At 54.3% G+C, this 23934-nt stretch carries 33 protein-coding genes and 6 tRNA genes; 10 read left to right on the top strand and 29 right to left on the bottom strand.

Annotated elements, in window-relative coordinates; translation table 11 throughout:
* Positions 1–16: 16 nt before the first annotated feature.
* The 10 genes from ACZ5M3_RS10060 to ACZ5M3_RS10015 all read right to left on the bottom strand — a co-directional run bounded on the left by ACZ5M3_RS10060 (position 17) and on the right by ACZ5M3_RS10015 (position 7441).
* Positions 17–754, bottom strand: coding sequence for a hypothetical protein (locus tag ACZ5M3_RS10060; RefSeq protein WP_464839450.1), 738 nt, complete (start codon positions 752–754; stop codon positions 17–19).
* 184 nt (positions 755–938) lie between these two features.
* On the bottom strand, positions 939–2057 hold the full coding sequence (gene fni / locus ACZ5M3_RS10055; protein WP_464840904.1) for a type 2 isopentenyl-diphosphate Delta-isomerase: 1119 nt from the start codon (positions 2055–2057) through the stop codon (positions 939–941).
* A gap of 53 nt (positions 2058–2110) precedes the next feature.
* On the bottom strand, positions 2111–2851 hold the full coding sequence (locus tag ACZ5M3_RS10050) for a hypothetical protein (protein WP_464839449.1): 741 nt from the start codon (positions 2849–2851) through the stop codon (positions 2111–2113).
* A 56-nt stretch (positions 2852–2907) separates the two neighbouring features.
* A complete protein-coding gene (locus ACZ5M3_RS10045; protein WP_464839448.1) occupies positions 2908–3699 on the bottom strand; it encodes an isopentenyl phosphate kinase in 792 nt (263 codons plus the stop codon).
* On the bottom strand, positions 3696–4700 hold the full coding sequence (locus ACZ5M3_RS10040; protein WP_464839447.1) for a mevalonate kinase: 1005 nt from the start codon (positions 4698–4700) through the stop codon (positions 3696–3698). The genes ACZ5M3_RS10045 and ACZ5M3_RS10040 overlap by 4 nt, the downstream gene beginning before the upstream one ends.
* Positions 4697–5119 carry a type VII toxin-antitoxin system HepT family RNase toxin gene (gene hepT / locus ACZ5M3_RS10035; protein WP_464839446.1) on the bottom strand — a complete coding sequence of 141 codons (423 nt, stop codon included), beginning with the start codon at positions 5117–5119 and terminating at the stop codon, positions 4697–4699. The genes ACZ5M3_RS10040 and hepT overlap by 4 nt, the downstream gene beginning before the upstream one ends.
* A complete protein-coding gene (mntA, locus tag ACZ5M3_RS10030; RefSeq protein WP_464839445.1) occupies positions 5116–5490 on the bottom strand; it encodes a type VII toxin-antitoxin system MntA family adenylyltransferase antitoxin in 375 nt (124 codons plus the stop codon). Before mntA ends, hepT begins: the two co-directional genes overlap by 4 nt.
* A 26-nt stretch (positions 5491–5516) precedes the next feature.
* Positions 5517–6410, bottom strand: coding sequence for an MEMO1 family protein (locus ACZ5M3_RS10025; protein ID WP_464839444.1), 894 nt, complete (start codon positions 6408–6410; stop codon positions 5517–5519).
* A 34-nt stretch (positions 6411–6444) separates the two neighbouring features.
* Positions 6445–6972 (bottom strand): pyridoxal-phosphate dependent enzyme, encoded by a 528-nt coding sequence (locus ACZ5M3_RS10020; RefSeq protein WP_464839443.1) that lies wholly within the window; start codon positions 6970–6972, stop codon positions 6445–6447.
* Positions 6932–7441 carry a pyridoxal-phosphate dependent enzyme gene (locus tag ACZ5M3_RS10015; protein ID WP_464839442.1) on the bottom strand — a complete coding sequence of 170 codons (510 nt, stop codon included), beginning with the start codon at positions 7439–7441 and terminating at the stop codon, positions 6932–6934. Before ACZ5M3_RS10015 ends, ACZ5M3_RS10020 begins: the two co-directional genes overlap by 41 nt.
* A gap of 142 nt (positions 7442–7583) precedes the next feature.
* Between ACZ5M3_RS10015 and udp the strand changes: the two genes are divergently transcribed.
* Entirely contained in the window at positions 7584–8417 is an 834-nt protein-coding gene (gene udp / locus ACZ5M3_RS10010; RefSeq protein WP_464839441.1) for a uridine phosphorylase, read from the top strand.
* Positions 8418–8666: 249 nt separating this feature from the next.
* Here udp and ACZ5M3_RS10005 read toward each other — a convergent pair.
* Positions 8667–8744: transfer RNA gene (locus tag ACZ5M3_RS10005), tRNA-Arg, on the bottom strand.
* Positions 8745–8848: 104 nt separating this feature from the next.
* Between ACZ5M3_RS10005 and ACZ5M3_RS10000 the strand changes: the two genes are divergently transcribed.
* Positions 8849–8926, top strand: a tRNA-Gly gene (locus ACZ5M3_RS10000).
* Positions 8927–9136: 210 nt separating this feature from the next.
* On the opposite strand, the gene mtnP is transcribed toward ACZ5M3_RS10000, so the two are convergent.
* The 3 genes from mtnP to ACZ5M3_RS09985 all read right to left on the bottom strand — a co-directional run bounded on the left by mtnP (position 9137) and on the right by ACZ5M3_RS09985 (position 11584).
* Complete coding sequence (gene mtnP, locus ACZ5M3_RS09995; RefSeq protein ID WP_464839440.1) at positions 9137–9940, bottom strand: S-methyl-5'-thioadenosine phosphorylase; 804 nt, start codon at positions 9938–9940, stop codon at positions 9137–9139.
* 41 nt (positions 9941–9981) lie between these two features.
* Entirely contained in the window at positions 9982–11283 is a 1302-nt protein-coding gene (locus ACZ5M3_RS09990; RefSeq protein ID WP_464840903.1) for a hypothetical protein, read from the bottom strand.
* Positions 11284–11374: 91 nt separating this feature from the next.
* Positions 11375–11584, bottom strand: coding sequence for a hypothetical protein (locus ACZ5M3_RS09985; protein ID WP_464839439.1), 210 nt, complete (start codon positions 11582–11584; stop codon positions 11375–11377).
* A gap of 782 nt (positions 11585–12366) precedes the next feature.
* On the opposite strand from ACZ5M3_RS09985, the gene ACZ5M3_RS09980 reads away from it, so the two are divergent.
* Genes ACZ5M3_RS09980 through ACZ5M3_RS09960 form a run of 5 tightly spaced genes read left to right on the top strand, consistent with a single transcriptional unit; the run spans position 12367 to position 15557 of the window.
* A complete protein-coding gene (locus ACZ5M3_RS09980; RefSeq protein WP_464839438.1) occupies positions 12367–13713 on the top strand; it encodes a signal recognition particle protein Srp54 in 1347 nt (448 codons plus the stop codon).
* Positions 13710–13949 carry an Lrp/AsnC family transcriptional regulator gene (locus tag ACZ5M3_RS09975; protein WP_297091540.1) on the top strand — a complete coding sequence of 80 codons (240 nt, stop codon included), beginning with the start codon at positions 13710–13712 and terminating at the stop codon, positions 13947–13949. Before ACZ5M3_RS09980 ends, ACZ5M3_RS09975 begins: the two co-directional genes overlap by 4 nt.
* Before the next feature lie 4 nt (positions 13950–13953).
* Positions 13954–14454: a YkgJ family cysteine cluster protein gene (locus ACZ5M3_RS09970; protein ID WP_464839437.1), complete on the top strand. Its 501-nt coding sequence runs from the start codon at positions 13954–13956 to the stop codon at positions 14452–14454.
* A 54-nt stretch (positions 14455–14508) separates the two neighbouring features.
* Entirely contained in the window at positions 14509–15225 is a 717-nt protein-coding gene (locus ACZ5M3_RS09965; RefSeq protein WP_464839436.1) for a phosphoribosyltransferase family protein, read from the top strand.
* 5 nt (positions 15226–15230) lie between these two features.
* Complete coding sequence (locus tag ACZ5M3_RS09960) at positions 15231–15557, top strand: hypothetical protein (RefSeq protein WP_464839435.1); 327 nt, start codon at positions 15231–15233, stop codon at positions 15555–15557.
* Here the strand turns inward: ACZ5M3_RS09960 and ACZ5M3_RS09955 are convergent.
* Positions 15543–15995, bottom strand: a complete 453-nt coding sequence (locus ACZ5M3_RS09955; RefSeq protein WP_297091591.1) for an Lrp/AsnC family transcriptional regulator — start codon at positions 15993–15995, stop codon at positions 15543–15545. The genes ACZ5M3_RS09960 and ACZ5M3_RS09955 overlap by 15 nt on opposite strands.
* 67 nt (positions 15996–16062) lie before the next feature.
* On the opposite strand from ACZ5M3_RS09955, the gene ACZ5M3_RS09950 reads away from it, so the two are divergent.
* Both ACZ5M3_RS09950 and ACZ5M3_RS09945 read left to right on the top strand, forming a co-directional pair.
* Positions 16063–16140, top strand: a tRNA-Arg gene (locus ACZ5M3_RS09950).
* 222 nt (positions 16141–16362) lie between these two features.
* Positions 16363–17118 carry a metallophosphoesterase family protein gene (locus tag ACZ5M3_RS09945; protein WP_464839434.1) on the top strand — a complete coding sequence of 252 codons (756 nt, stop codon included), beginning with the start codon at positions 16363–16365 and terminating at the stop codon, positions 17116–17118.
* Here ACZ5M3_RS09945 and ACZ5M3_RS09940 read toward each other — a convergent pair.
* Together ACZ5M3_RS09940 and ACZ5M3_RS09935 are read right to left on the bottom strand one after the other, a co-directional pair.
* Complete coding sequence (locus tag ACZ5M3_RS09940; protein WP_464839433.1) at positions 17090–18412, bottom strand: lipopolysaccharide biosynthesis protein; 1323 nt, start codon at positions 18410–18412, stop codon at positions 17090–17092. The genes ACZ5M3_RS09945 and ACZ5M3_RS09940 overlap by 29 nt on opposite strands.
* Positions 18413–18437: 25 nt before the next feature.
* Entirely contained in the window at positions 18438–18737 is a 300-nt protein-coding gene (locus ACZ5M3_RS09935; RefSeq protein ID WP_464839432.1) for an FUN14 domain-containing protein, read from the bottom strand.
* 113 nt (positions 18738–18850) lie between these two features.
* Here ACZ5M3_RS09935 and ACZ5M3_RS09930 point away from each other — a divergent pair, with 113 nt between their 5' ends.
* Positions 18851–19177 carry a PadR family transcriptional regulator gene (locus ACZ5M3_RS09930; RefSeq protein ID WP_464839431.1) on the top strand — a complete coding sequence of 109 codons (327 nt, stop codon included), beginning with the start codon at positions 18851–18853 and terminating at the stop codon, positions 19175–19177.
* A 65-nt stretch (positions 19178–19242) separates the two neighbouring features.
* Here ACZ5M3_RS09930 and ACZ5M3_RS09925 read toward each other — a convergent pair whose 3' ends face one another.
* From ACZ5M3_RS09925 to ACZ5M3_RS09870, 12 genes are all read right to left on the bottom strand, one after another.
* Complete coding sequence (locus ACZ5M3_RS09925) at positions 19243–19401, bottom strand: 50S ribosomal protein L40e (RefSeq protein ID WP_012571071.1); 159 nt, start codon at positions 19399–19401, stop codon at positions 19243–19245.
* 57 nt (positions 19402–19458) lie between these two features.
* Positions 19459–19546: transfer RNA gene (locus tag ACZ5M3_RS09920), tRNA-Leu, on the bottom strand.
* Positions 19547–19586: 40 nt separating this feature from the next.
* Entirely contained in the window at positions 19587–20192 is a 606-nt protein-coding gene (rpsB, locus tag ACZ5M3_RS09915) for a 30S ribosomal protein S2 (RefSeq protein ID WP_297091551.1), read from the bottom strand.
* 13 nt (positions 20193–20205) lie between these two features.
* The gene (locus ACZ5M3_RS09910; RefSeq protein WP_464839430.1) at positions 20206–21231 is read right to left on the bottom strand and encodes a hypothetical protein; all 1026 of its coding nucleotides are present in this window, start codon (positions 21229–21231) and stop codon (positions 20206–20208) included.
* Between the two features lie 6 nt (positions 21232–21237).
* The gene (locus ACZ5M3_RS09905) at positions 21238–21411 is read right to left on the bottom strand and encodes a DNA-directed RNA polymerase subunit K (protein WP_055430129.1); all 174 of its coding nucleotides are present in this window, start codon (positions 21409–21411) and stop codon (positions 21238–21240) included.
* A 21-nt stretch (positions 21412–21432) separates the two neighbouring features.
* Positions 21433–21510, bottom strand: a tRNA-Pro gene (locus tag ACZ5M3_RS09900).
* 16 nt (positions 21511–21526) lie between these two features.
* On the bottom strand, positions 21527–21724 hold the full coding sequence (locus ACZ5M3_RS09895; RefSeq protein ID WP_088864100.1) for a DNA-directed RNA polymerase subunit N: 198 nt from the start codon (positions 21722–21724) through the stop codon (positions 21527–21529).
* A gap of 37 nt (positions 21725–21761) precedes the next feature.
* The gene (locus tag ACZ5M3_RS09890) at positions 21762–22169 is read right to left on the bottom strand and encodes a 30S ribosomal protein S9 (protein WP_055430131.1); all 408 of its coding nucleotides are present in this window, start codon (positions 22167–22169) and stop codon (positions 21762–21764) included.
* 11 nt (positions 22170–22180) lie between these two features.
* A complete protein-coding gene (rplM, locus tag ACZ5M3_RS09885) occupies positions 22181–22609 on the bottom strand; it encodes a 50S ribosomal protein L13 (protein ID WP_464839429.1) in 429 nt (142 codons plus the stop codon).
* A gap of 6 nt (positions 22610–22615) precedes the next feature.
* Positions 22616–22981 (bottom strand): 50S ribosomal protein L18e, encoded by a 366-nt coding sequence (locus tag ACZ5M3_RS09880; RefSeq protein ID WP_297091564.1) that lies wholly within the window; start codon positions 22979–22981, stop codon positions 22616–22618.
* Between the two features lie 68 nt (positions 22982–23049).
* Positions 23050–23137, bottom strand: a tRNA-Leu gene (locus ACZ5M3_RS09875).
* Position 23138: 1 nt separating this feature from the next.
* Entirely contained in the window at positions 23139–23924 is a 786-nt protein-coding gene (locus ACZ5M3_RS09870; RefSeq protein WP_464840902.1) for a DNA-directed RNA polymerase subunit D, read from the bottom strand.
* Between the last annotated feature and the right edge of the window lie 10 nt (positions 23925–23934).

Below are 23934 nucleotides of genomic sequence, written 5' to 3'. Positions count from 1 at the left end.
CTAACAGAGATAGTCTTTACATATTTCGAAGTTCCAAGCGGCTGTATGCCGGTTCTACTTTTGATATCCTTTCCAAACACCCAGCTGGAGTGTTCGTAGAACCAAATCTCGTTCTTGAGTAAGCTCGTATTCTGTAATCGTATGTGCCGGATCTCAAGCTCCCGGTGTCGGTTGGTCTGACTCTAAGTATCATCCCACCAGTTATATGATTTCCGATATATCTTGAGAAACTTGGATTAGTTATAAGTTGAGGCCCACTTTGAGAATAATCCTGTCTCGTCAAAAGCTTGACAAAATCTATGACTAAATCGGCATAGGGGATGTTACTAGCAATTTTGTTTATCATGTATCCTACAGCACCATTAATGAGAGAGACATATCTAGAGGGAATGCCGCTTCCATCGTTATCCCCTACCCACCAGAGCTCATACTCGACATCCGTTGGCCCACTAATTTGAGATACCGTTAGTCGCTTGTTTTTTGACATAAAACAACCAGAACTTAAATGACAGAGTTGTTTGTTATCAATTCCCGTGAAGCTACTTATGATAAGTGTTTGCTCAGTCCCAGCAGCGATGAGAGGATATTCTCCATACAGAAAAATTGTCTCGTCTACCCTTGCGCTAGAACCTAGATATGAAACTGTAGTGGTGTACTTGGCCCATCCAAGCCCCTGGTATGCAGCAGCACTTCCTGTTGTTATCCCAACTATCAGCAGTCCGAGTAAGACTGCGAATAGTGGCTTCCGCTTCACGAGGTTCACCTCACAGAGGTTTTTGCATTATATCCTGACCAACTCATCTTTATAAATTTTCCTTTTAGTTAACGTAAAAATTCTTTCTTTTTTTCAAGTATAAATTCGTTCCGAATGGGGTTTTCTCTTAGAATGGATCAAAAGGAGCATGAGTAAAAAATTTAGATAAAAGGAGTAAGAAGAATCATCGTCCCCTAAGATACTCCATCAAATCAATTCTCCCCTCAAGCCACTCCCTCGTGAACCCTGTGACGACGAGCGGAACCTTTCTAAGCTCCTCGACGTTTCTGGCCCCGACGAGGAACATTGCATTGCGTATCTCCTCTATGTAGCGCCTGAGAACCTTGATGACTCCATCAACGTCGCCCTTGACCGCTGGCCTGAGGAGGGGCAGTGCAACTCCAGCGAAGGTGGCCCCCATCGCTAAAGCTTTCGCCATGGTTATACCGTCCCTCATGCCGCCGGTCGCTATAATGGGCAGCTCGGTGGAATAGCGCACTTCAGCCACGCTTACGGCGGTCTTGATCCCCCAGTCCCAGAAACGGAGGGCGAGGTTTCTGCCCATTTCATCCTTGGCGCGGTAGTACTCAACACCGCTCCAGCTGGTTCCGCCGAGGCCGCCGACATCTATTGCATCAATGCCAATGCTCTCAAGCCTTATTGCCACTTCCATTGAAACGCCCGCCCCGGTCTCCTTTGCTATTATCGGGTAGGGGAACTCCGATTTGAGCTCGGCCAAGGCTTTGAGGACGCCCCGATATTGAGTGTCTCCCTCGGGCTGGACGCTCTCCTGGAGGGGGTTCATGTGTATCGCCAGAGCGTCCGCCTGAATCGTCTCGACGGCCTTCAATGCCTCATCCACCCCATAGCGCCCGGGCATCGTCTCAGCGAACTGCGGAGCACCGAGGTTGCCGACGAGGAATACATCTGGGGCAACATCTCTAACGTAGTAGCTCTCCCAGGTTTCGGGCTTCCTTATCATCGCCCTCTGGCTGCCGACGCCCATCGGGATGTTCAGCTCCTGGGCGGCCTTCGCCAGGGTCTTGTTTATCTTCCCGGCCAGCTGGGAGCCCCTCGTCCCGCCGGTCATTCCGGCTATGAAAATCGGGTAATCGAACTTCCTCCCAAGGAACTCAACGCTGAGGTCGATCTCATCCTTGTCTATCTCCGGTAAACTCATGTGGACGAAGTGAACGTCCTCAAACCCGTTGCTCACGTGAGCCTGAACGTTCCTCTTGAGGCAGTGCTCTATGTGCTCGAACTTCCTGATGACCGTGAGCTCTTCCTTATCGAACGTCCGCATCCACACCACCGGAGAAAGTTGATGAGGGGGGTTAAGAGGTTTTTGGGTCTTCATTAACCGCCAGCAGAGGGACAGGGCAATGTTGCATTGAAGACCTTCACCTCCACCCAGCCGCCTCGCTCACCGAGATACATCCCGACCCAGCGGGAGATGTTGAAGTCAAAGAGCACCTCCAAAGTGCCGTTGCCGAAGACGGGATAGCCTGGGCCGAGGGGAAGCTCCGGCCGGAGGTCGATGTAATCCGGATTAACCCCCTCTCCACCTGTGTCATGGAAGTACGCGAGGATTACTGGGATAACCGAACAGCGGGACCAGTTTGTGGCCCTAATGGGAACCTCTATCCTGCCGCCGCTCACGTTTAGGGGAAGGAGGTAGATCGCCCTCACCATCTCAACCTTCGGAACGGCCCAGCCGGGGGTGTTGTAGTACCAGACGGTGTAAATAATCTCGCTCCCGTTCACCTGCCTTCCCGAGGGATAAACGGTGAGGTTCACCCCCGGAAAGCCACCTATGATAGGGTAAACGCCTCCGGACATATGAATGCCTGAGGGATAGAACAGAAAAATCGAGTCGCGGCCGCTTACGAGCCTCTCCAGGGGCTTTCGGTGGAGATGCCATTCGACTACAAAGGCGGATTCGTTCGGCGTCTTCACAAGGGAACCGTTGATCTCAAGGTCGTCGGGACTGGCCATGAAGCTCTTCAGCAGGCCCAGTTCAGCGACTGTTTCAATGCCAAGGAACGTCCACCCGAAGATGACGAGCACAAGTATGAGTGCCAGAGTCTTTTTCACCATCGGGATCCCGAGGGAAATAATTCAGAAGGAAATAAAAGATTTACGCTTGAAGGATATTACAAGGTTATTCTTGTCCCAAAGCCGTCTCCCCTTATCGCCCCGCTCAGCCTTCCCGGAACCTTACCGTTCACGAACCAGACCTCGGAGTGCTCGGCTATCTTCTTTGCCTCCTTCAGCTTGTTGCAGATTCCGCCGGTGACGTCGGTTCCAGCCGCCGTGCAGTGGAGCTTTTCAAGGAGGGAATCTATCTCCTCCCTGCTGAGGTTCTGAATCAGCCCTCCCTCACCGGGCTTGCCGTCGTAGATTCCGTCAACGTCCATGAGGAAGATGACCTTCTCAGGTTCAAGCATCTTGGCGAGGTAGGTTATGATCTGGTCGCCGGAGAGTATGTCGATGCCCTTAGCGAGGTCTATTGAGACGTCTCCAAAGAGAACGGGAATGAACCTGAGTTCCAGCAGCCTTTCCACGACCTCAAGGTCACCGTAGGCGACCTCGCCGTTTTCGGTTATGAAGACGGAGGAGGTCGAAACGGAGAAGGCCGGCAGACCCTCACGGACAAAGGCCTTTATGAACTTCGCATTTGCCCGGAGCATGGCCTGATGGGTCTCTGTAAAGCCTATCCTCCGGAAGTTGGCGGTCTCCCAGTCCTCGGGGAGGCCCTCCCTTATACCGTACTTTTTCGCCTCGGGATGGCCGAAGCTCCCCCCGCCGTGGACGATGATGAAGTTCTCACGGGGATAGAACTTGGCTATCTCCTTCGCTATGTTCCCCACGGTCTCACGGTCAAAGTTCTCGGGCTCACCTTTCTTATCGCTGAAGACGCTGCCGCCGACCTTGACGATTATCATGGCAGAACCTCCTCTATCCTGAGTCCCTCGCGGCTTATCCTCGTTATCATCGGCGTTCCACCGGCTATCGTTATAGCTGTGGCGACCTCGCTCTGGTTCTCCGGCGCTAAAGCGTACATGCAGCCACCGCCGCCTGCGCCCGTTATTTTGGCACCGAGGGCCCCGGCCGTTCTGGCAGCGTAGACGAGCTCGCTGAGCTTTTTCGTTGAGACGCCGAGGGCATCGAGGAGACCGTGGTTGATGTTCATCAGTCTCCCGAGCTGGGAAAAGCGTATCTCCTCGTCGAGCTCAGAGAGTAGGATGTCCCTCGCCTTCTCAACGATCTTGCCCATGGCGGCGAGAATCGGCTCGATGACGTCGGGCATCTCCTCGCGCGTTTCCCTGACCATAGCTACAAGCTCCTTGGTCGAGCCGCTCGAACCTGTGTAACCTACAACGATTGGAAGCTCCATGAAGGGGAGATGCTCGAAGTTGCCCTTCTCGTAGTGGATGAAGCCGCCTATTGCAGAAACCGTCGGGTCTATGCCGCTCGAAGCACCCTGAACGAGAAGCTCAACCCTGTGGCCGAGCTTCCCTATCTCCTCGTTGGTCAGCTCGAGGCCGAGGAGCTTTGAGACGGCCCCTATGGTTGCCACAGCAACCGCCGCCGAGCTTCCCAATCCAGCTCCAACAGGTATCTGGGAGGTTATCGAAACCGTTATGCCTTTTCCGTTTGCCCCTGCCTCGTCCCTGACAAGCTCTATCGCCTGCCGAACGTAGCTGAGAACCTCCGCAGCTCTGCCATAGTCGCTCTCGAAGTATATCTCGTCCTCCGAGAAGGAAACGGTTAATCCCGGAACGCGTATATCTTTCGCCTCGATCTTGATCGCTCCCCTATCGTTGAACTCCGCCCACACGTACGTCCTCAGGTCTATCGCTGCCGCTATCGCAGGTTTTCCATAGACGACGCTGTGTTCTCCAAAGAGGATAATTTTAGCCGGAGCAGACGCCAAAACCCTCATCTCTGACCCTCCAGAAACCTTTCAACGATTTCGATGAACTCGTAGATGTCATTGAGGTGCTCGTGAAGGGTCTCAAAGGCGAGTTCATCGTCTATCCTTCCATACCTGTGGACCAGAATATTCCTGAAACCCTTCATAAGCCTCAATTTTTGGGCCATCTCCTGGGGAATGATTCCACCTCGAACAAGCCCCTCAAAGACGTCCTCCTCCCTCTCGGGAATTCCGAGTTTTAGGTCGGAGTTTATGATGGCACAGATGTCGATGACGTTTTGTATTGCAAACTCAACGCGCTTGTAAATTCCATCCTTTACGAGACCCAATGACCGGAAAGTTTCGAAGTCCTCCGGTAGGTAATCCTCAACGAGTTTGAGGCTCTCAACTATCTCCTCAATCTTCGAGCGTATCAGCTCAACCCTCATTCTATCGCCTCCAGGCCCAGGTAGTCGTAATAATAGCGCTTAAAATCCTCCCACTCCTTAATCGTCTCGTAGGCGATGTCGTAGAGAAACGTCTCATCGCGGCAGAAGAGAACTTTTCCTCTGAGGCACTCCCTCTTCAGCTGAACCGGGAGGAGCTGAAAGATCTGAACGTCGTAGTCTTCGGGAAGGTTGCCCAGGACGAGCATCCTGAACTTGAAGGCCTCCCTTCTGTTCCCCTCGTAGTAAACGCAGAGATCAAAATCGCTCTCTTTTCGAGCCTCCCCCCTGCTCCGTGAACCAAAGAGAATTATGAACTTGACCTTTTCTCCACCGAGTTCAAGTATCTTTCTAACGGCATCTTGAAGGTTCATGATGAAAAATATGGAGAAGTGCCTTATCACCCTTTCGCCCACTTCCGCATCACGATACCCGCGTAGCCGACCACAGCGTCCGTCGAGCGGCTCACCTCAAAGCTCGTCGTGTAGTGGAGGAGCTCGGCCTCAACCGCTCCGGCAAGGCGGGAGTAAACGATGGCCGTTCCAACTCCACCCGGCCCGCATATGGTGTGGTTCATCTCCCTGAGTTCTTTAAACATTCCCCTGACGTCAAAGTCCAGAATCCTCCTTATCACCCTGAAGTCCCACTCCTTTATCCTGTGGGGCAGTTCACTCGCCCTCGCCCTGAATGGCACGTAGCCGTACATCGGGCCGTAGTGCATGAAGTCGGTGCTGGCTATGACCACCGTGTCCCTGCCGAGCTCCCCGGAGGCCTCAAAGATGGCCTTTCCGAGGTCTTCGGAAACCTCCTCGTCCTGAATGCCAAGGGCTATTGGAACTATTTTAACTTCCTTCCCGGCGAGTTCGCTGAGGTACTGGATAAACGGGAGCTGAACCTCTATCGAGTGCTCATAGATGTGGGCGGTCTCGTCGAGGTCCGCTATCCCCGAGAGCCTCGCTATGGCCCTGGCCATCTTGGAATCAACATCGACGTTACCGAGGGGCGTGCGCCATTTTCCCGAAGGATATACTGCTATCGGAGAACCCATGCCGGTGTGGTTCGGCCCGAGGATCACAAAGGTCTCCGGCAGACCATCTTCAAAGATGGCCTTGTAGGTTCTGCTCGCGGTGTAGCCCGAGAAGACGTAGCCGGCATGGGGCGCAACGCCGGCGGTTATTCTCCTCGCACTCCCCTCCCCTCCGAGGTCGCCCAGGAACTCCTCCAGCATCTCGATGAGCGCTTCGCCCGACGGGTAGAAGCTGCCGGCAACGGCAGGATACCTTACCCTCGCCATTCTCTCACCCCCAGCCATTCTTGGAATTCAAACCTTAAATATCTTCAACCGTCTTCAGCCCGGAACCGGTGAGAGGGAGGAGGATACTCGAACCCTCCGGAATTTCGCCGCTCTCGACCAGTTCCCACAGGGCCGCAAGAACCGTTGCGGAGGTCGGCTCCACCATGAAGCCCCTTCCCCAGAGCCATTTCAAGGCCTGCCCTGTTTCAGAGTCGCCCACGCTTACGCAGGTGCCTCCGGTTTCGTCAAGAACCGCCCTCATCTCCTCCAGCCGAGGGGGCTCGGTTATCGCTATCCCCTCCGCGAGGTGACTTTTAACCGGCGAGCGCTCGCAGAGGCCCTCGTAGCCAGCTGCCTGCACCGCCACGAATGTTGGGAGTTCATCAATCTCGCCCATGTCCCTGAGCTCCATGAAGCCCTTCCAGAGGCCGAGGAAGAGAGTTCCGCTTCCGGCCGGAGCAATGACGTAGTCGGGAACTCCGAGTTGCTCGTAGGCCTCAAAGGAGACAGTCTTCGTCCCCTCAAGGAAGTATGGGTTGAGCCAGTGGGAGACGTAGAACACCCCCCCTCTCCCGGGAGAAGCACACGGCTTCCCGGTGAACGGCCATTCTATCGCCGCTGACTATGTGAAGCTCCGCCCCCAGCTTCTCCAAGAGAGCCAGCTTTCCGGGGCTCGTGTGAGCCGGGACAAAGAGGTGCGCCTTTATTCCTGCCCTCCTTGCAAACACGGCCAGGCTTACCGCAGCGTTCCCAGAGCTGTCGAGGACGACCTCAGTGATGTCATTTTCCCTCAGCTTCGCCACCGTCACCCATGTGCCCCTGTCCTTGAAGGAGCCGGTTGGCTGAAGGTATTCGAGTTTGAAGAAGGCATTGACACCCCGGATATCGAGCCCGGAGACGGGAGTTATTGAAGGAACCAGCCCGGGAAGGTGCTCCTCAGAAACCGGAAGAAGCCTGAGGTACCGCCTCATGTCGAGATTGAAAGTTATAGCCTCGGAAAAGCTCGGGGGAAGTTTCCGCCTGACCAGCAACGTGCCCCCGCATTCACAGGTTAACCGGGATTCTTCGGGATATTCCCTCCCGCATTTAGAGCACACCAGCACCTGAACCACCCAAGACTTTTTAGGGCGTGCGTTGATATCTATGGCACAGGCCAATAAAAAGGTGGTTGCCATGGTTGAGAAGTTCGTATCGGCTGAGAGGCCCCAGACGGAGGAGGGCTACCAGTACCACATAGCATGCAGGCCGGGGGACGTTGCACGCTACGTTCTCCTCCCCGGAGACCCCGAGAGGGTCCCCAAGATAAGCTCCCTCTGGGACGAGGCCAGGGAGATAGCCTTCCACAGAGAATACAGAACGCACACCGGAAAGTACAAGGGAGTTCCAATAAGCGTCACCTCCACTGGAATAGGAGGCCCTTCAACGGCGATAGCCATTGAAGAGCTGGCCGCGATAGGAGCGGACACCTTCATAAGGGTCGGTTCAACAGGGGCAATACAGCCGGGGATGGAGATAGGAGATCTGATTATAGCAAAGGCCGCCGTGAGGCTCGAAGGCACCTCAAAGCAGTATGTCAGAGTTGAATACCCAGCAGTTGCCGACCTGGAGGTTACCCTGGCACTCATCGAGGCCGCCGAGACCCTCGGAGTGCGCTACCACATAGGCATCACCGCCTCGACCGACAGCTTCTACCTCGGCCAAGGGAGGCCGGGGCTCAGGGGCTACTTCCCGAGCTTCGCAAAGAACATAATGGACGACCTGAGACAGGCCAACGTCACCAACTTCGAGATGGAGGCGGCAACCCTCTACACCCTCGCCAGCATCTACGGGCTCAGGGCGGGCTGTGTCTGTGCGGTCTTTGCCAACAGGATAACCAACGAGTTCGGGAAGGCCGGGGAGAAGGAGGCCGCCCTCGTTGCCAGCGAGGCTGTGAAGATACTCACCGAGTGGGACGAGGAGAAGGAGCGGAAGGGCAAGAAGGTCTGGTTCCCTGGGCTGAGGGGTTGATGCTTTATTTTTATTTTCAAGATGGGTGGATAGCACTGGCGTGCACTTTTCAAAATCCTGTTGGGTGAGGGTTTAATTCTAAAAGAAGCCTTTGAACAGGTTTGCTTTTTGTTCTGGCGTCCATAGAACAGCCTGAGGAGAGCAACCACCCAAGAACTGGCAATTGATGAGTGAACCCCCGGAAATCAGCATTCTCAGAAAAGCACGCAATCTTTCCGCCAACGCTTCGTGAGAAGCAAAGGGCTGCTATGGCGCCCCGGCGGGGATTCGAACCCCGGACCTCGAGGTCCGCAGCCTCGCGCCCTATCCAGACTAGGCCACCGGGGCACTGCCCGCTAACCCTTCTAAGGGAGTCTTTATAAATTTAACCGTCTCTGCTCACCGAAAGATTTATAAAGCGCCCGAAGGTGAGTATTCTACGGGCTTGAACTGCGGTGGTAGTCTAGCCTGGTCTAGGACAGCGGCCTGCCACGCCGCTGGCCCGGGTTCAAATCCCGGCCACCGCACCACAATTCTTGAAAACCACATTCCCCGCACAGCTTCTCCTTCCGGCAGTTATACCAGTTCTATCATACCTACCTAAGGGCTCTCCACACCAGCCGGAGGTTGCATCAAGCCTCTCCGGGAATTAAAGATAGCCCAGAGCAACGGGTTTTTCGCACGGAAATAGGGGGTTGCAATAAGAGCTCAAAAGGATAAATGAAAGGTCAAGAATAGACTCACCCTCCGGTCGCGCCCTTCAGGGCATCCTTGCAGGGACAGTTCCTCTCCTCCGGTATGTACCTGATGGACTTCATGAGGAGGTACTTTATCTCCTCACTCTTTTTGGCCATCAGCTCGACGACCTCGGTGTGGGTGAGCTTCTCCCTGCTTATCCCCGCGGCGAAGTTGGTGACTATGGCAACGCTGGCGTAGCACATCTCAAGCTCCCTGGCGAGGGCCGCCTCAGGACACTGGGTCATTCCAACGACATCAGCCCCGAGTATCTTAAGGGCCCTTATCTCAGCCCTCGTCTCGAAGCGCGGCCCCTCCATGCAGGCGTAGGTTCCCGTCGGGTGGTATTCAAACCCAAGCTCCCTCGCGGCAGTTATCAGTGCCTTCCTCAGCTCAGGGCAGTAGGGGTCGGTGAAGTCAACGTGGGCCACGAACTTCCTGTCGTGGGGGCTCTCGTCGCCGTCGTAGAAGGTGTAGTGCCTCGTCTTGGTGAAGTCGATTAGCTGGTCAAGAATGACAAAGTCCCCCGGCTTCATTGCCTCGTTGAGCGAGCCGACCGCTGAAGTCGAGAGAATCCTCTCGACGCCGAGTTCATAGAGCGCCCAGATGTTGGCGCGGTAGTTGATCCTGTGGGGGGGAACGCTGTGCCCCTCGCCGTGCCTGGCCAGGAAAGCTATTTCCTCGCCACCGTACTCACCTATCTTCACCCTGACCTTTCCGTAGGGGGTGCTTACGAACTCCTCCCTCACGTTCTGGAGAAGCTTCGGGTCGTAGACTCCGGAACCTCCAATAATTGCTACCCTCGGCATGGTATCACCTGAAAAGGAGAAACGGGGGAGGGCTTAAAACGTTAGTGCTTTTCCCAGAGAACCTTCTGATGCTCCGCCCTTTTTTCGATGTCCTCACTGACCTCTCCTTCGGCATGCAGTTCCAGTATCCTCGTGAGGATCTCGCTGAGCAGCCATGATCCCCACTTGGGGTCTTTAACTTCAAGGGCGGCATCTATGGCCCCGTCGATGTCCCCGGATTTCAGCCTGGAGATGGCTATGCTCCCAAAGGCCAGAGAGCGTAGGTAGTTGCCGCGAACAAGCTGGGCAAACCTGAGCGCCTCACCGAACTCACCGAGCTTCGAGAGGTACGTAACCACCTTAACCCGGGTCGTGTTCTCCCGAGTGCGCTCTCCTATTGTTCTGACCAGGGACAGGTATTTGGGATGAACCTGTTTCGAGAGCAGCTGATCCATTATGGTCCCTGCTATCCTTTCGAACTCTTCACCTTCTAGATGTTCCAAAAGGCCCGAGAGAACCCGCTCCTTATCGAGCGAGGTTTTGACGATGCCTTCCAGGATGGAGACTCTCTCATCGGGATGCACCCGTTCAAGGATTTTCATGACAAAATCCAGCTCTCCCTGATTGCCAAGGCCAATTAGGAGAGACCTCAACACGTCAAACCCCGTATCCGAGGACATCCCCAGGGCAATATCTACGAACTTTTCGTACGTGGCGATTGGCACGTCGGAGTTCTTGAGGTAGACCGCGACCTCTTTCATTGCCTCCCCAAGCCAGTACTCACTCTTGAGCTCCGAGAGAACCCTTATGGCACTTCCGAACTCCTCACGTTTTAGATGCTCCTTTATTGCCTCTATAGCGGCTATGGAGTGCCAGGGCTCGTCGTCTATCTGCTCTATGATGAGCCTTGCCCTGCGCATATTACCCTTCTTGAGGTAGACCCTGAGTATCTTCAGGAACAGGTCGTTTCGCTTTACGGAGTCCTCGACGTCGGTGGCATAGAAAAGGGCATCGTCGGGCATATCAAGTTCCAGAAGGCGAATGACCAGCTCTTCCAGGAGGTCGTCCTTCAGGGGCTCCGGGAAGGTGAGGATGGACTCGTAGGCCTGATGGAAAACCTTCTGAGAGGTCTTTGCATCCGTCCTCTTAAGGTACGTCCCTATCTCCACGAGGGCCTTGACCAGAAGAACGGGGTTCTCGATTGACGCGGCAGCATTGAAGGCGTATTTAAAAGCGGTCTTATACTCTGGCTTTTTGGCACGGTACATGTAGTAACCAATTTTAGCGTACGTGACTGCCCGGAGGTACTTATCCCTTATATCAGAAGCTAACCGGAGGGCCTCGCGATAAACGTCCACAGGCATTATTTTCACCGGGAAAATTTACGATATGGGAGTATTTAATTATTTCCAACAACCAGAGCAGAACACAAAGAGTTAGTCAAAAAACGAAAGTTCAGCCGAGTTCGTCATAAACAACTCCGACGACCTCTCCGTCGTCGAGCGAGACGAAGCTTACCTTGGTCTTTCTGCCGCTCTTGGGGTCTACCACAACGAAATCTGGCTTGGACAGGTACTTACTGGCGGGTATCCTCCAGACATCGCCGTAATGGGCCCTAAGCTCCTTCAAAAATCTTTCCGCATCACGTCTAATAACGGTTGTCATCGGTATCACCATTAGTATGTACTACTTTAAAATATAAAAAGCTTTCCCATAGACATTCGTTAAAAATAATATCGACAATTGTCTAAAATTTCGACCGTATGCAGACCATCGCTCCCCGAGGAACGCCCAGCTCCCGGGAAATCAGAGGACACTTTGCCTTGAGAAGGGAAAATATCCTGTCGTCTCTAGGTCGTTTAAAGTCTCAAAATTTCCTGTCCCTTTGCAATTATTACGTCTGCCCCCTCAAAGAGCCGCGAAAATTCCTGTGATTCATACTTCTGAGGCGTTTCAGGAGCCTTGAGCCGGTGGAGGTCATCTTCACAAACTCGTGACAGCGCACGCGATACATTCGTAGTGGATCCTCATCCAACCACCAGGGGAAGAGAGAAAAAGGCGCTCAATAAATCAAGCCCTAAGCCTCTCGACGTATTCGAGCTCCTCCGGGATTGGGCTTCCCCTTCTCAGCATCTCCCTCACGACCAGATAGCCGTAAAGCGCGGTCATCCACTCCATTTTCCTCACCCCTTTCAACTTCTTCCGGAGTGTCCCGCTGTATTTTGAGCTTAAAAGCTTTTTTAGACCTTAAAATCCCATCCATGTTCACAAAATGTCCGCAATCTTCCTAAAAAGCAGCGATGAAGGTCTTCGAGATTAAATGTACAAAAACAGACAATTTAAAGATCGGGGAGTGCCCTTCTTTTGTCAAAAGAGTACATTTGGGCAGGGCACTGAAACCCAACCGTTTATAAACTTTGGAGACTCCATCACTACGGTGGGAGAAAATGGCCTTAGAAAAGCTAGGGAAGGCACTCAACAACGCCCTCAGGAAGCTCGCCCGTTCGAGCACCGTTGACGAGGCCACCATTAAGGAGGTGGTACGCGACATCCAGAGGGCGCTCATCCAGGCGGACGTTAACGTTAGGCTGGTTCTCCAGTTAACAAAGACGATAGAAAAAAGGGCGCTTGAAGAGAAGCCTCCCGCAGGGGCATCAAAGAAGGAGCATATAATCCAGATAGTCTACGAGGAGCTCACAAAGTTCCTCGGAAAGGAGGCCAAGCCCCTCGAAATAAAGGAGAAGCCCACGATCCTGCTGACCGTTGGTATACAGGGGTCAGGAAAGACTACGAGCGTGGCGAAGCTGGCGAGACACCTCCAGAAGAGGGGTTACAAGGTGGGCCTCGTCTGTTCGGACACCTGGCGTCCCGGTGCCTATTACCAGCTCAAACAGCTAGTTGAGCCATTTGGAATAGAGGTCTTTGGCGATCCCGAGGAAAAGGACGCTGTGAAGCTTGCCCGCGAGGGTGTTGAGTACTTCAGAGGCAGGGGTGTGGACGTCATAATAGTTGACTCTGCAGGAAGGCACAAGGAAGAAACCGGCCTCATCGAGGAGATGAAGCAGATAAGCGAGGCAGTGAAGCCCCATGAGGTAATCCTGGTCATTGACGGAACAATCGGCCAGCAGGCACACAGTCAGGCACTCGCGTTCAAGGAGGCAGCACCGATAGGCTCGATAATAGTCACCAAACTCGACGGCTCCGCCAAGGGTGGTGGGGCACTCTCCGCTGTGGCGGCGACCGGAGCGCCGATAAAGTTCATCGGTGTAGGGGAGAGGATAGACGACCTGGAACCCTTTGACCCCAAACGCTTCGTGTCCAGACTCCTCGGAATGGGTGATATAGAGGGACTGCTCCAGAAGCTTGAGGAGCTCCAGAAGGAGCAGGAGTTCAAGGAGGAAGACCTTGAGAAGTTCCTCAAGGGCAAGTTCAACCTAAAGGACATGTACGCCCAGCTTGAGGCGATGCAGAAAATGGGGCCTCTCAAGCAGATACTCCAGATGATCCCGGGAATGGGCTATTCCCTGCCCGAGGATGCGGTTAAAGTCGGCGAGGAGAAGCTGAAGAGGTACAGGATAATAATGGACTCGATGACGGAAGAAGAGCTCGAACACCCCGAGATCATCAACTATTCGAGGATAAAGAGAATCGCCAGGGGTTCAGGAACCAGTACCCAGGAGGTCAGGGAGCTGCTCCACCAGTACAACCAGATGAAAAAGATGTTCAAGAGCATGGACAAGCGAAAGCTTTCTAAGATGGCAAGGAAATTTAACTTTGGAGGGTTTGGGATATGATCGAGGCCTTCGTGCTGGTTGTTGTTAGGCCCGGAACCGAGGAGAAAGTATACAACGCCCTCGCGAAGGAGGAGAAAATCAAGGAGATATACCGTGTATATGGGGAGTACGACATCATACTCCGGGTGGAAGTTGAGAACATCCACGAGCTTGACAGGTTCCACGACGAGACTCTGAGAAGGATAAGCAACATAGAGATGACGGAAACGCTGATAGCCAGCTCATACAGGGGGTGAAGCCTTGGAAAAGAGGTGGGTCGCCAGGATTCACCTCGACACCCTCGAAGTCGAGCACGACCCTTCTTTTAAATTTAAGTGCATCGAAAACTGTGGAAAGTGCTGCTACGAGCTTGAGATACCCGTTAGAGACGACGACATAGCTGGGATAGAGGACCTCGGCTACAACGCCTGGGAATTCGTGGACTACGAAAAGATGTTCTACCGGGGGGACAAATTCCTCAGCTACGCACTCAAAAAGCGTCCCTTCGACGGCGGCTGCGTTTTTCTAGACCCGGAGACCTTGAAATGCAGGATATACGAAAAGAGGCCCCTGGCATGCAGGCTGTACCCCTTCGTCTTCGTAAAGCAGGGAAGTGTCATGGAAGTTTACGTCAAAATGGACTCCTTCTGTCCCGGCCTCAACCACCAAGATGGTGAAGCCATCACCAGAGAGTTCCTGCTGCGCGAGTACGGAGACGTCATAGAGGCCTACCGCAGGAAAGTTGTGAAGAGCCGGGAGTGACCGAAACATATTTATACATTTTCTTGTTAATTTTTGGCCACTGGAGGTGAGAGAATGAGTCAGCTAAAGTCGGTCCAGGAAAAGCTCAGGCTGGTCAGGGTGCTCAGACTGCTCAAAAAAACCTACACCTACGAGGAGCTGTCCAAGATAACCGGCCTCCCCATCACGGTGCTCAACAGGTACGTGAGGGGGAAGGTCCTTCCGAGCGCCGAGAGAACCAAGGAGCTCCTTGAGCTGCTCCTCCCGTACATCAACATAGAGGAGGAAGTTAGGAGAAGGATAAAATTTGACGAGTACGGATTTTTTGACAATATGCCCGTGCTCAGCGACACCGCCCTCATGATCCTCATCGCCGAGGAGGTGGCGGGCAGGTACATGGACAAGAACGTGGACAAGGTTCTCACCGCTGCGACCGACGGAATCGCCCTCGGTGTCCACGTGGCCAAAGAACTCAGTGTTGACGTCGTCTATGCCAAGAAAAAGAAGGAAGTCGGAGTCGAGAAGTTCTACGAGGTCAGCTACGTCCCGAGCGCCTCTGGAAGCGTAACCACCCTGTACCTTCCACAGTGGGCGCTCAGAAAGGGCGAAAACGTCCTCATAGTTGACGACGTGATAAGGAGCGGTGAGACACAGAGGGCCCTCCTTGAGATGTGCAAACAGGCGGGGGCAAAACCTGTGGGCATGTTCTTCCTCATAAGCGTCGGCGATGTCATCGACCACCTCAAAGAGGAGTACAGCATCCCCGTGGAGAGCCTCATAAGGCTGGAGTGATACTGATGAAGGTGTTCATTTACAACGCAGATGGTCTGACCATACCGGTGGAGGTCGAGCTCGGCCTCCCCTTCAAATTCGTCTGTACTGAAGAGGAATGCGGCAGGAAAGTCGTCATAGAGGGAGTTGTCAGGCTGGCCAGCGAGGATGAGTTTACCAAGATACTCGAAAGCACCATAGCAGAGAACTCGGACTTCAAAAAGATACGAGAAATAACCGCCAGGATGCTTGTATTCGAGGGAAAAGTCAACGGAAAAGAAGTGAAGCTTCCTGTTGAGAGCTTCGACGACTTTGCCAAACGCTTTTTGGACGAGGTTTTAGTCCTCCGTTAGCTTAAGCCTCAGGTCTTCCTTGACCACCTGCATTGCCACGCTCGTGTTCGTTTTTTCCACCCCATCCAGCGAGAGAAGCCATTTAACGAAGCGGTTCATATCTGCCCTGTCCCTAAACTTGGCCACTACAACTATGTCGAACTCCCCGGTGATGTCGTACACCATCACAACCCGGTCGTTGCGGGCTATTTCCCGTTCTATTTCAACTATCTTCCTGCCCTGGGCCTTAACCCCTATCACCGTGGTGAGGCCAAAGCCAAGCTTCTCATAGTCAAGAATCGGCGCAAATCCCCGGATTATTCCCTCCTCCTCCATCCTCTTGATGCGGTTGTACACGGTCCCCACGGCGACCTTCAGCTCACGCGCTATCTCGCGATATGAGAGCCTGGCATTCTCCTGAAGCAGAGAGAGTATCCTGAGATCCAGCTCATCCACCATGCTCACCACCGGGAAGAATACACCGTAAACTTTAAATACCCTTCCCTTGGAGGGAATAGCGGGCAGAGGACCGGTAGCCTAGCTAGGATAGGGCGGCGGCCTCCTAAGCCGCAGGTCCGGGGTTCAAATCCCCGCCGGTCCGCCATAACAGCCCTTTTCTGGCAAAAGTGTTGGCGGGAAATCCCGTGCTTGCCACTTCCGCGTGATGTTCAGCAACGGAATGAGCTGAAGTGTCCTTCTGGATGCAGAGTCCCGGCTAAATGTCAGCCATGAATAAAGTGGTGTTCCTTTTTCCTCTTTCCCGAAAGATTTAAATATCCGCAATTTTTTAGTTAATTTGGGTAAGAAAAAGTTGGGGGGTGGGATGATGGTATACGTCGCGGTTCTGGCAAACGTTAACGGCAACCTTCCCGCCCTCGCAAAGGCCCTCGAAAAGATAGAGAGCCTCAAAGACGAGGGCTACGAGATCGAGAAGTACTACCTCATTGGAAACATCGTGGGGCTGTTCCCCTATCCAAGAGAGGTCCTAGACACCCTTGACGACCTTATTAAGAGCAACAAAGTCAGGGTCATCAGAGGAGAGTTCGACCAGGTTATAGCGGAGAGCGATCCCCATGCCGAGGGCCCGGACCACATCGACCGTGTGAACTACCCCAAGCACGTCAAACTGGCCCTGAAGTACACGTGGGAAAAGCTCGGCCATGAGGGCAGGGAGTTTATACGCGACCTGCCTGTTTATCTGGTCGACAGGGTTGGAAAGAACGACATTTTTGGTGTCTATGGCAGCCCCCTGGATCCATTCGGGGGACGGATCCTTCCAGAGCAGCCGACGAGCTACTACGAGGCCATAATGCGCCCCATGAAAGACTACGAGATACTCTTCGTGGCCTCACCGAAGTATCCGGTCAATGCCATGACGCGCTACGGAAGGGTCATCTGTCCCGGGAGCATAGGGTTCCCACCGGGAAAGGAGCACAGGGCCACGTTTGCCCTCGTGGACGTTGACACACTCCATGCAAAGTTTATAGAGGTAGACTACGACAAGAAGATTATAGAAGATAGGATACGCAGGGAAGGCCTGCCCGAGGAGCTCGTCAGGATCCTCTACCACGGAAAGATTTGACCAGGGCAATTCCCTCCATTATTTCCCCTCTATCGTAGGCAAGGAAAAGCAGAAAACCCGCCAGAAGGGCATACTTTGACAGAAAGACCAGGGACTGAAGGAGCAGTGCCGCAACCAGCGAGGCGTATATCGTGGGAGATACCTCGAGGAGACTTCTCGCGTAGTAGGCAACGCCCGCAAGTATGATACCGTAGCCAAGCATCAGGCCCGCCATCACACCCACGGCCTCAAACGCCGGTATCAGGTAGAACCACGAAACTAGAACCGCCAAGGCCCCAAGAAGCGCCACAAAGGTTCCTTTTTTAACGTAGGCTGTTGAATTCAGGGCAACTATGCTGGGATTGTAGGCTATGTAGACCTCCATCGCCATGAGGGCCAGGTAGAAGGCAGGGCCCACATCGAAGCCAAATATTGCCGAGAGAACCTCCCTGCCGAGCAGCATGAGAACGAACACTGCGATGCTGGTCACCAGTATCAGGAGGGTCGTTGTCTTCTCGGCGAGGAATTTGATATAGTCCCCCTCGTTTTTGCCGTACTTGTAGGAAAAGAGGGGCATTATGGCCGACTGAAGAACCTGGGGAAGATACGTCAGGAGAAAGGCCGCGGAGAGTATCGCGGACACCACACCTGCAACCTCCGGGCCGGAGAGATATTCGCTCATGAAATAGGGGCCCTGTATCAGGAAGACGCCCGAAAGGGTGCCCAGGAACGCAAACGCCGAATACGATATGAGAAGGCCCATTTCTTCCCTCCGGGGCTTTCCAACCAGGTTAAACCTCACCAGGTAGGCGGCGGAGAAAAGCGCAATTAACCCAAGGAAAAGCAGGTACGGGGCAAAGACGTTGGGGAGTAGAAATCCGCCAAGGAACCCCGCGAAAGCCAGTGTTATCATGTAGGCGTAGTGCTCCCCCCGATGGATGCCGTAGAGGAAGTTCCTGAGGGTCAGCTGAATTCCCCTGAGCGTTGCGAGGACTCCCAGGTAGAGATTTACGGGAAGCAGGAGAAGCCCGGCCAGCGGGAGGATGAACGAGGGGAGGGTTATGGAGCGTATCAAATCGGCTCTACCGGCCCCCATGAACTCCGAGGCGTATTTGCCGAGGGCTATCGCAAAGAAGCTAAGGGGTATGGCGGCAAAGAAGGCCTTTGATATGAGTGAGTTTGCCATCCCCAGCTCCTCAAGACCGAACTTCCTGGCGACTATTGCGCTGTACAGAAATCTGGTTAGCCCGGTGAGGCCCAGGGCAACTACCGATGCGAGCGAATGGCGGAGAATGACCCGGCGTTCATAGCTCATGGATAAAAAGACAGGAGTGAAGAATTTAACCTTTACTGAAGCCTAGGTAAAAGCCGGCTATAAATGCACCGGTTCCGGGTAGAATCCCAAGGACTTTCTGGCCGAGGGACGCTATCTGGGCCGTTAGATTCCCTGTGAGGTTGAAGAGTTTGTCAGTGTTTATTGTTATCACGCCCTTCTGCTGAAGCCAGAAGAGGCTCAGCAGGTAGGCACCTATTAAAGCCATCGCCAGCTTCATGACCTTCTTGACAGCAAATCCCGTCAGGAATCCTGCGATTCCGCCGACACCCATGTCACCCACTATGGCGTTTATATCAAACTCCATTGTACGCTCACCTATAGGATACTAGCATTGCCGAGGATAAAACGTTTTTGCCAAAACGTTTAAATTATACGATTCCAAAATATTTCTAAAACATAAAAGTAGGTGGGAAGGCCATGACGACCCCGATGGAGAGACTCAAAAACAAGATAACAAAGGAAGTCCTGTGGCTTTACATCCTCAGGCTCCTGAAGGAGAGACCCATGTACGCGTACGAGCTCAAGGAGAGGATAAAGGAAGCCTTCAACTTTGAGCCAGCAACCGTCAGCTCCTATGTCGTTCTCTACAAGCTGGAGAAGGATGGATACGTTACCGCAGAATGGCAGGAAAGCGAGACGGGAAAGCCGTCGAGGAAGTATTACAAGCTCACCCATGAGGGGGAGAAGCTCTTTGAGGAGGGTATAGCTTTTCTTGAGGGAATGCTCTCGAAGCTCAAAGAGTAGCTTCCGATTTGACAACACAAGCACCGAGAAAAGTGCAAAAGAGAAACCTTTGAGGGCTGAAGCCCTCAGCGTCCCATTCCACCGCGCGGCTCTCTCGCCTTCGGGCGGAGACCCTTATAGCCGCACTTTCTGCACTTCTTGGCCTTCCACGGGTTGGTAGCGCCGCAGCGCATGCAGATGTACTTCCTAAAGATTCTGGCCTCAGCCTCTGGGAATCTCGCCATCGTGATCACCCCATGATCTTAATCCAACACACCTATTTCCACGGACTTTTAAAGCTTTGGTGCGGGGGACGGGATTCGAACCCGCGCAGCCCTGCGGCAGCGGATCTTAAGTCCGCCCCCTTTGGCCAGGCTCGGGCACCCCCGCGCGAGGGAGAGTAAAGCGAGGGGCGTTAAAAATCTTCCCCTCAGGTTCTGATGATCCTCATCTCAAAGTCCTCGACTGGAACCTTGAAGTCCTCCCTGCTCTCTATCTCCTTCCTGTTGTAGAGAACCTCCCTCGCGAGGATCCAGTAGATGAGCGCCAAAGCTTTCCTACCCTTGTTGTTGGTCGGTATGGCAACGTCGACGTAGCTGAGGAAGTTCTCGGTGTCGACGAGGGCAACTATCGGTATCCCTATCTCGATGGCCTCCTTCATGGCCTGGTGGTCGGCCCTCGGGTCGGTGACTATGAGGACGTCGGGCTCCATGAAGTTCTTAACCTGTGGGTTGGTCATGGTTCCGGGCAGGAAGCGTCCCGGAATGGCCCTGGCACCGGTAACGTCGCCGAACTTCTTCACCGGCTTCTGGCCGTAGAGCCTGACGCTGACGGCGAGTATGTTGGCAGGATCGAACTTGGCAAGGAACTTACCGGCTATCCTGAGCCTCTCGTCGGTCTTCCTGACGTCGAGGACGTAGAGGCCGTCCTGTCTAACGCGGTAGATGAACTTCTTCATGTCCTGGGTCTTCTGCTGGGTGCCGATGTGGACACCGGCGGCAAGGTACTGGTCGAGTGGAACAAGGTATTCCTCCATTCTTCACACCTCCTCATCCTTCAAAGGTTATTATCCTACCCCTTTCACCCAAATCTTCGGCTATTCTTATCAGCTCGTTCAGCTTGGCGATGGAGTCCCCCCGGAGCACCATCGCCGGGCAGCGCAGACCCACCGCGAGGTGGGCCAGTGCCTCGTCGGAGGACTCGTAGCGAGCCTCCGCGAGGATGGGGGTTATCCTCTCCGACTTCGCGTCGTTCACGAGGTTGTATAAGTCGGTGAGCGTGCCCAGGTTTATCGGCTTTATTGACAGGGCGTTGTAGTAGCGCCTGTCGAGTATGTCCTTCTCGCGGAAGAGGTGCTCGCCGTCAACGAACACCTCGTGGGTGCCGGCTATCAGCTCAAGGAACAGCTCCTCGTCGCCGAGGGGCTTTATGTAGGCCACGTTGTTGTCCTCAACTATGGAGAGCACTTCTTCCATCTCCATCGGGACCTTCTGCACGAGGCCGAGGGCAACCTCAAGGCCGAGCTCGTCGGTGGCCTTTTCTGTTGCCGCTGAAAAGGCTCCCACGGTTCGGTCTCCCGCGTGCTCAACGACCTTGTTGGCGGCGTCAACGACGTCGGTTATCTCCATGAGGTCACGAACCATCACGTAGTAGTCAAAGGCCTCGTCGCCCGCTATCTCCAGTATTGGGACGGGTAGCTCGGTCGTAAAGGTGCCGCCGATATAGCTGTAGAGGGGCATCCTCTTGACGCTCGCTGCGGCCTTGGCGACTGCTATTGACACCGCCAGCGCGGTGTTGGCCCCGATGTGGCTGAAGTCCTCGGTGCCGTCTATCTCCCAGAGGTAGCTGTCTATGAGCTCCTGCTCGCTGGCATCGAAGCCTATCAGCTCGGGCCCGATTATCTCGTCAACTTCGCTCACGGCGCGGTGGGCCTCGGCTATGTACAGGCTCGGGTTCTCGTCTATGGGTGCGGCAAATCTCCCAAAGCCCGAGCTGGTTATGACGTCCACCTCGACGGAATATCTGCCCCCTTTGAGCACCGCGACCCTGCCGATTACGTTCTCTATCACGGTCATTTTTCATCAGCTCGGCCTGATTACGGTGAGCGGGATTATTCCCTTCTCAAACTCAAGCAGCGCGGCGTCGAGCGGCGTGATTCCTTCCGGGACGTCGATGAGTATTGGCGCACCCATCGCTATCTGGAGGGCCCTCGCTCCAATTATACGGGCCTTTTCAAATCTCGTGTACCTGAACATTCCAACCACCCGTGCAAATTTTGGTGGGGCCGCCGGGATTTGAACCCGGGTCTCCGGCACCCCAAGCCGGGAGGATAGACCAAGCTACCCCACGGCCCCCCAGAAATGTGGTTTTTCAGTATACCCTGTATACCATTACCTGGTCTATGAGCTCGACGTGGCTCAGCAGGGTTCTCCTGCAGCAGTACCTCTCAACCCCGAGGTCGTCGAGGACCTTCTCAGGATCCTCGCCCTTCTCAACCCGGGCCTTGAACTCGTAGTATTTGTCTCCTATGACCTTTCCACACGTGAAGCACCTGACGGGGACTATCACCCGTATCACCTTTTTCGAATGAATTAAAGGAAAGCCATCAGCGGTAGGACTTCTGCCTCTTGGCCCTTGGACCCTTCGTTGAGCGGTTGGGCTTGTGCGGCTCGGTGCGCCTGCTGTCCCCGACGAGCATGGTTCTGTCGTACTTCATAAACTTTTCCTTGAGGTTCATGTCGTTGGTCCACTCGACGAGCGCCCTGGCTATGGCGACGCGGGCGGCCTCTGCCTGTCCCATGAAGCCGCCGCCCTCGACCTTGACGTCTATGTCGACCTTGCTGACTATCTCCTCGCCCGCCAAAACGAGCGGCTCCATGATGGTGAAGCGCGCTATCTCGGGCTCGATGATCTCAACCGGCTTGTGGTTGATCCTGACGCGGCCCTTTCCTTCCCTGATGGTGGCCCTCGCAATGGCCGTCTTTCTCTTACCAGCAGTCTGGATGACCTTCATCTTCTCTCACCTCAGAACTTTCCACCGAGGAACCTGGCAACCTCGCCAACGGTAACGTACTTTGGCGTTGCAAGCCTCGACATGTGGGCCTCGATTATGGTCTCAAGCTCCTTACCCTCGAACTCCTTCGGAACGCCAGCGTAGACCTTGAGCCTCTTGAAGGCCTTCCTTCCGCGGTCGGTCTTCCAGGGGAGCATTCCCCTGACGGTTCTTCTAACGATCTCGTCGCTTCTCTTCGGGTAGAACGGACCCCTCCTCGGGTTGGTCCTGGTTCTCAGCTCGGTCCTCTGCTTGTACTTGGCGAAGATGTCCTCCCTGTTTCCGGTGATGATGGCCTTGTCGGCGTTGACTATGACAACTTCCTCGCCCTCAAGGAGCATCTTGGCGACCTTCGAGGCGAGCCTTCCGAGTATGAGTCCTTCAGCGTTAATTATCCTCATGGCCCATCACTCCATTATGATTACTCCACTACCCTTCGGGTTCCTCTCGATGAGCTCCTCAATGGTGAGGACCTCTCCACCGGCCTCGACTATCTTCTTCTTGGCAGTCTCGCTGAACTTCCAAGCCGCAACGGTGACCTTGTGCTCGAGCTTTCCTGCACCGAGGACGCTTCCGGGGACGATGACGACGTCGCCCTCCTTGGTGTAGCGGTTGATCCTGCTGACGTTAACCTCGGCCCTCTGCCTCCTAGGCCTCTCAAGGCGCCAGGCTATGTCCTTCCATATCTTAACCCCTTCCTCGTTCGACTTCTTTCTGAGGTAGCGGATGAGCCTCCTCAGGTTGATGTCAGTGGGTCCGGTTCTCTTGACCATGAACATACCTCCTTAACGCTCTCTCGCAGGTGGGAAACCGACAGGTCCAACGGGGTGAGCGTAAATACTGGTGCGGGGGCGGGGATTTGAACCCCGGAACCCCTGCGGGACGGGACCCTGAATCCCGCGCCTTTGACCAGGCTCGGCAACCCCCGCGTCAGTCGGAGCCTAATTTATGAAGTTCGCTTATAAATCTATCGGCCTTCCTCATGAGGATTTTGAGGGCTATGACCACAATTTCCTCAACGGGGAGCTCTCCGTTGGTTTCAACGGTGAAGACGAACGTATTGGGGACAACCTCTTCCCTTATTTTCTCGCCCACATAACCCTCAAACTTCCTCGGAAGATAGAATGCCTTGGTTGTTGTTATGACGAGCTCATCCTCCGCATCCTCAACGGGCAAGCCGCGCCTCTCAGCGAGGGCCTTGAGCTCCTTCCAGTCGGGGATTTCCTTACTGACGTGTATCTTCGTGAGATACTTGTAGTAGACGAAGCCGGGCTGCCACTTGGCGTGGTCCTTTCCCCTTCCAAGCCTTGCGTAGGCGTTGAGGGTGAGCTTCTGGCCCTCGGCGAGCTTCACTATGGGTATGTCGGGAGTTGCGGGCTTAACGCCCTCGTCGTCACTCTTGAGGTCTCCGGAATAGACCATGCCCGGACCCTCAGCCTCAAGGGAGAGGGTGACCGTGTAGTCATCGAGCTCAAGGGAGTCGAGGGAGACCCTCTCCACGGGGGTCGTCAGGGGTATCATGGCAAGTCTGTGGGCTATTATCTCGTCGAAAAGTGCCGAGTCGTTCTCGAAGAACTCAACCTCGTCAACGGCAAAGGTCGGAACCTCGGCGAGTATGGTTCTCCTCAGTGCGTTTGCGAAGGTTACGTCAATCCCTTCAACGATGAACTTGATAGAGTCCTCCCTTTTCTCAAGAATCTGAAACTTTGGCTCCATCGGCATCACC

The sequence above is a fragment of the Thermococcus coalescens genome, assembly GCF_055392585.1.
The sequence above is the reverse complement of the archived record's forward strand: the minus strand, read 5'-3'. Positions and strand labels throughout refer to the sequence as shown.

What these genes read in the sequence shown, in the direction of transcription:
- ACZ5M3_RS09960 (WP_464839435.1), top strand. Translation starts at nt 15,231, where the DNA reads ATGAAGGTGTTCATTTACAACGCAGATGGTCTGACCATACCGGTGGAG.
- ACZ5M3_RS10045 (WP_464839448.1), bottom strand. Translation starts at nt 3,699, where the DNA reads ATGATAATCGTCAAGGTCGGCGGCAGCGTCTTCAGCGATAAGAAAGGT.
- rplM (WP_464839429.1), bottom strand. Translation starts at nt 22,609, where the DNA reads ATGAGGATAATTAACGCTGAAGGACTCATACTCGGAAGGCTCGCCTCG.
- mtnP (WP_464839440.1), bottom strand. Translation starts at nt 9,940, where the DNA reads ATGCCGAGGGTAGCAATTATTGGAGGTTCCGGAGTCTACGACCCGAAG.
- ACZ5M3_RS09905 (WP_055430129.1), bottom strand. Translation starts at nt 21,411, where the DNA reads ATGTTCAGGTACACGAGATTTGAAAAGGCCCGTATAATTGGAGCGAGG.
- ACZ5M3_RS09975 (WP_297091540.1), top strand. Translation starts at nt 13,710, where the DNA reads ATGATCGAGGCCTTCGTGCTGGTTGTTGTTAGGCCCGGAACCGAGGAG.
- ACZ5M3_RS09945 (WP_464839434.1), top strand. Translation starts at nt 16,363, where the DNA reads ATGGTATACGTCGCGGTTCTGGCAAACGTTAACGGCAACCTTCCCGCC.
- ACZ5M3_RS10025 (WP_464839444.1), bottom strand. Translation starts at nt 6,410, where the DNA reads ATGGCGAGGGTAAGGTATCCTGCCGTTGCCGGCAGCTTCTACCCGTCG.
- ACZ5M3_RS09985 (WP_464839439.1), bottom strand. Translation starts at nt 11,584, where the DNA reads ATGACAACCGTTATTAGACGTGATGCGGAAAGATTTTTGAAGGAGCTT.
- ACZ5M3_RS09880 (WP_297091564.1), bottom strand. Translation starts at nt 22,981, where the DNA reads ATGGTCAAGAGAACCGGACCCACTGACATCAACCTGAGGAGGCTCATC.
- ACZ5M3_RS10040 (WP_464839447.1), bottom strand. Translation starts at nt 4,700, where the DNA reads ATGAGGGTTTTGGCGTCTGCTCCGGCTAAAATTATCCTCTTTGGAGAA.
- ACZ5M3_RS09910 (WP_464839430.1), bottom strand. Translation starts at nt 21,231, where the DNA reads ATGACCGTGATAGAGAACGTAATCGGCAGGGTCGCGGTGCTCAAAGGG.
- rpsB (WP_297091551.1), bottom strand. Translation starts at nt 20,192, where the DNA reads ATGGAGGAATACCTTGTTCCACTCGACCAGTACCTTGCCGCCGGTGTC.
- fni (WP_464840904.1), bottom strand. Translation starts at nt 2,057, where the DNA reads ATGCGGACGTTCGATAAGGAAGAGCTCACGGTCATCAGGAAGTTCGAG.
- ACZ5M3_RS09870 (WP_464840902.1), bottom strand. Translation starts at nt 23,924, where the DNA reads ATGGAGCCAAAGTTTCAGATTCTTGAGAAAAGGGAGGACTCTATCAAG.
- udp (WP_464839441.1), top strand. Translation starts at nt 7,584, where the DNA reads ATGGTTGAGAAGTTCGTATCGGCTGAGAGGCCCCAGACGGAGGAGGGC.
- ACZ5M3_RS09980 (WP_464839438.1), top strand. Translation starts at nt 12,367, where the DNA reads ATGGCCTTAGAAAAGCTAGGGAAGGCACTCAACAACGCCCTCAGGAAG.
- hepT (WP_464839446.1), bottom strand. Translation starts at nt 5,119, where the DNA reads ATGAGGGTTGAGCTGATACGCTCGAAGATTGAGGAGATAGTTGAGAGC.
- ACZ5M3_RS09925 (WP_012571071.1), bottom strand. Translation starts at nt 19,401, where the DNA reads ATGGCGAGATTCCCAGAGGCTGAGGCCAGAATCTTTAGGAAGTACATC.
- ACZ5M3_RS09935 (WP_464839432.1), bottom strand. Translation starts at nt 18,737, where the DNA reads ATGGAGTTTGATATAAACGCCATAGTGGGTGACATGGGTGTCGGCGGA.
- ACZ5M3_RS09940 (WP_464839433.1), bottom strand. Translation starts at nt 18,412, where the DNA reads ATGAGCTATGAACGCCGGGTCATTCTCCGCCATTCGCTCGCATCGGTA.
- ACZ5M3_RS10050 (WP_464839449.1), bottom strand. Translation starts at nt 2,851, where the DNA reads ATGGTGAAAAAGACTCTGGCACTCATACTTGTGCTCGTCATCTTCGGG.
- ACZ5M3_RS09990 (WP_464840903.1), bottom strand. Translation starts at nt 11,283, where the DNA reads ATGCCTGTGGACGTTTATCGCGAGGCCCTCCGGTTAGCTTCTGATATA.
- ACZ5M3_RS09930 (WP_464839431.1), top strand. Translation starts at nt 18,851, where the DNA reads ATGACGACCCCGATGGAGAGACTCAAAAACAAGATAACAAAGGAAGTC.
- ACZ5M3_RS09955 (WP_297091591.1), bottom strand. Translation starts at nt 15,995, where the DNA reads ATGGTGGATGAGCTGGATCTCAGGATACTCTCTCTGCTTCAGGAGAAT.
- mntA (WP_464839445.1), bottom strand. Translation starts at nt 5,490, where the DNA reads ATGAACCTTCAAGATGCCGTTAGAAAGATACTTGAACTCGGTGGAGAA.
- ACZ5M3_RS09890 (WP_055430131.1), bottom strand. Translation starts at nt 22,169, where the DNA reads ATGAAGGTCATCCAGACTGCTGGTAAGAGAAAGACGGCCATTGCGAGG.
- ACZ5M3_RS09965 (WP_464839436.1), top strand. Translation starts at nt 14,509, where the DNA reads ATGAGTCAGCTAAAGTCGGTCCAGGAAAAGCTCAGGCTGGTCAGGGTG.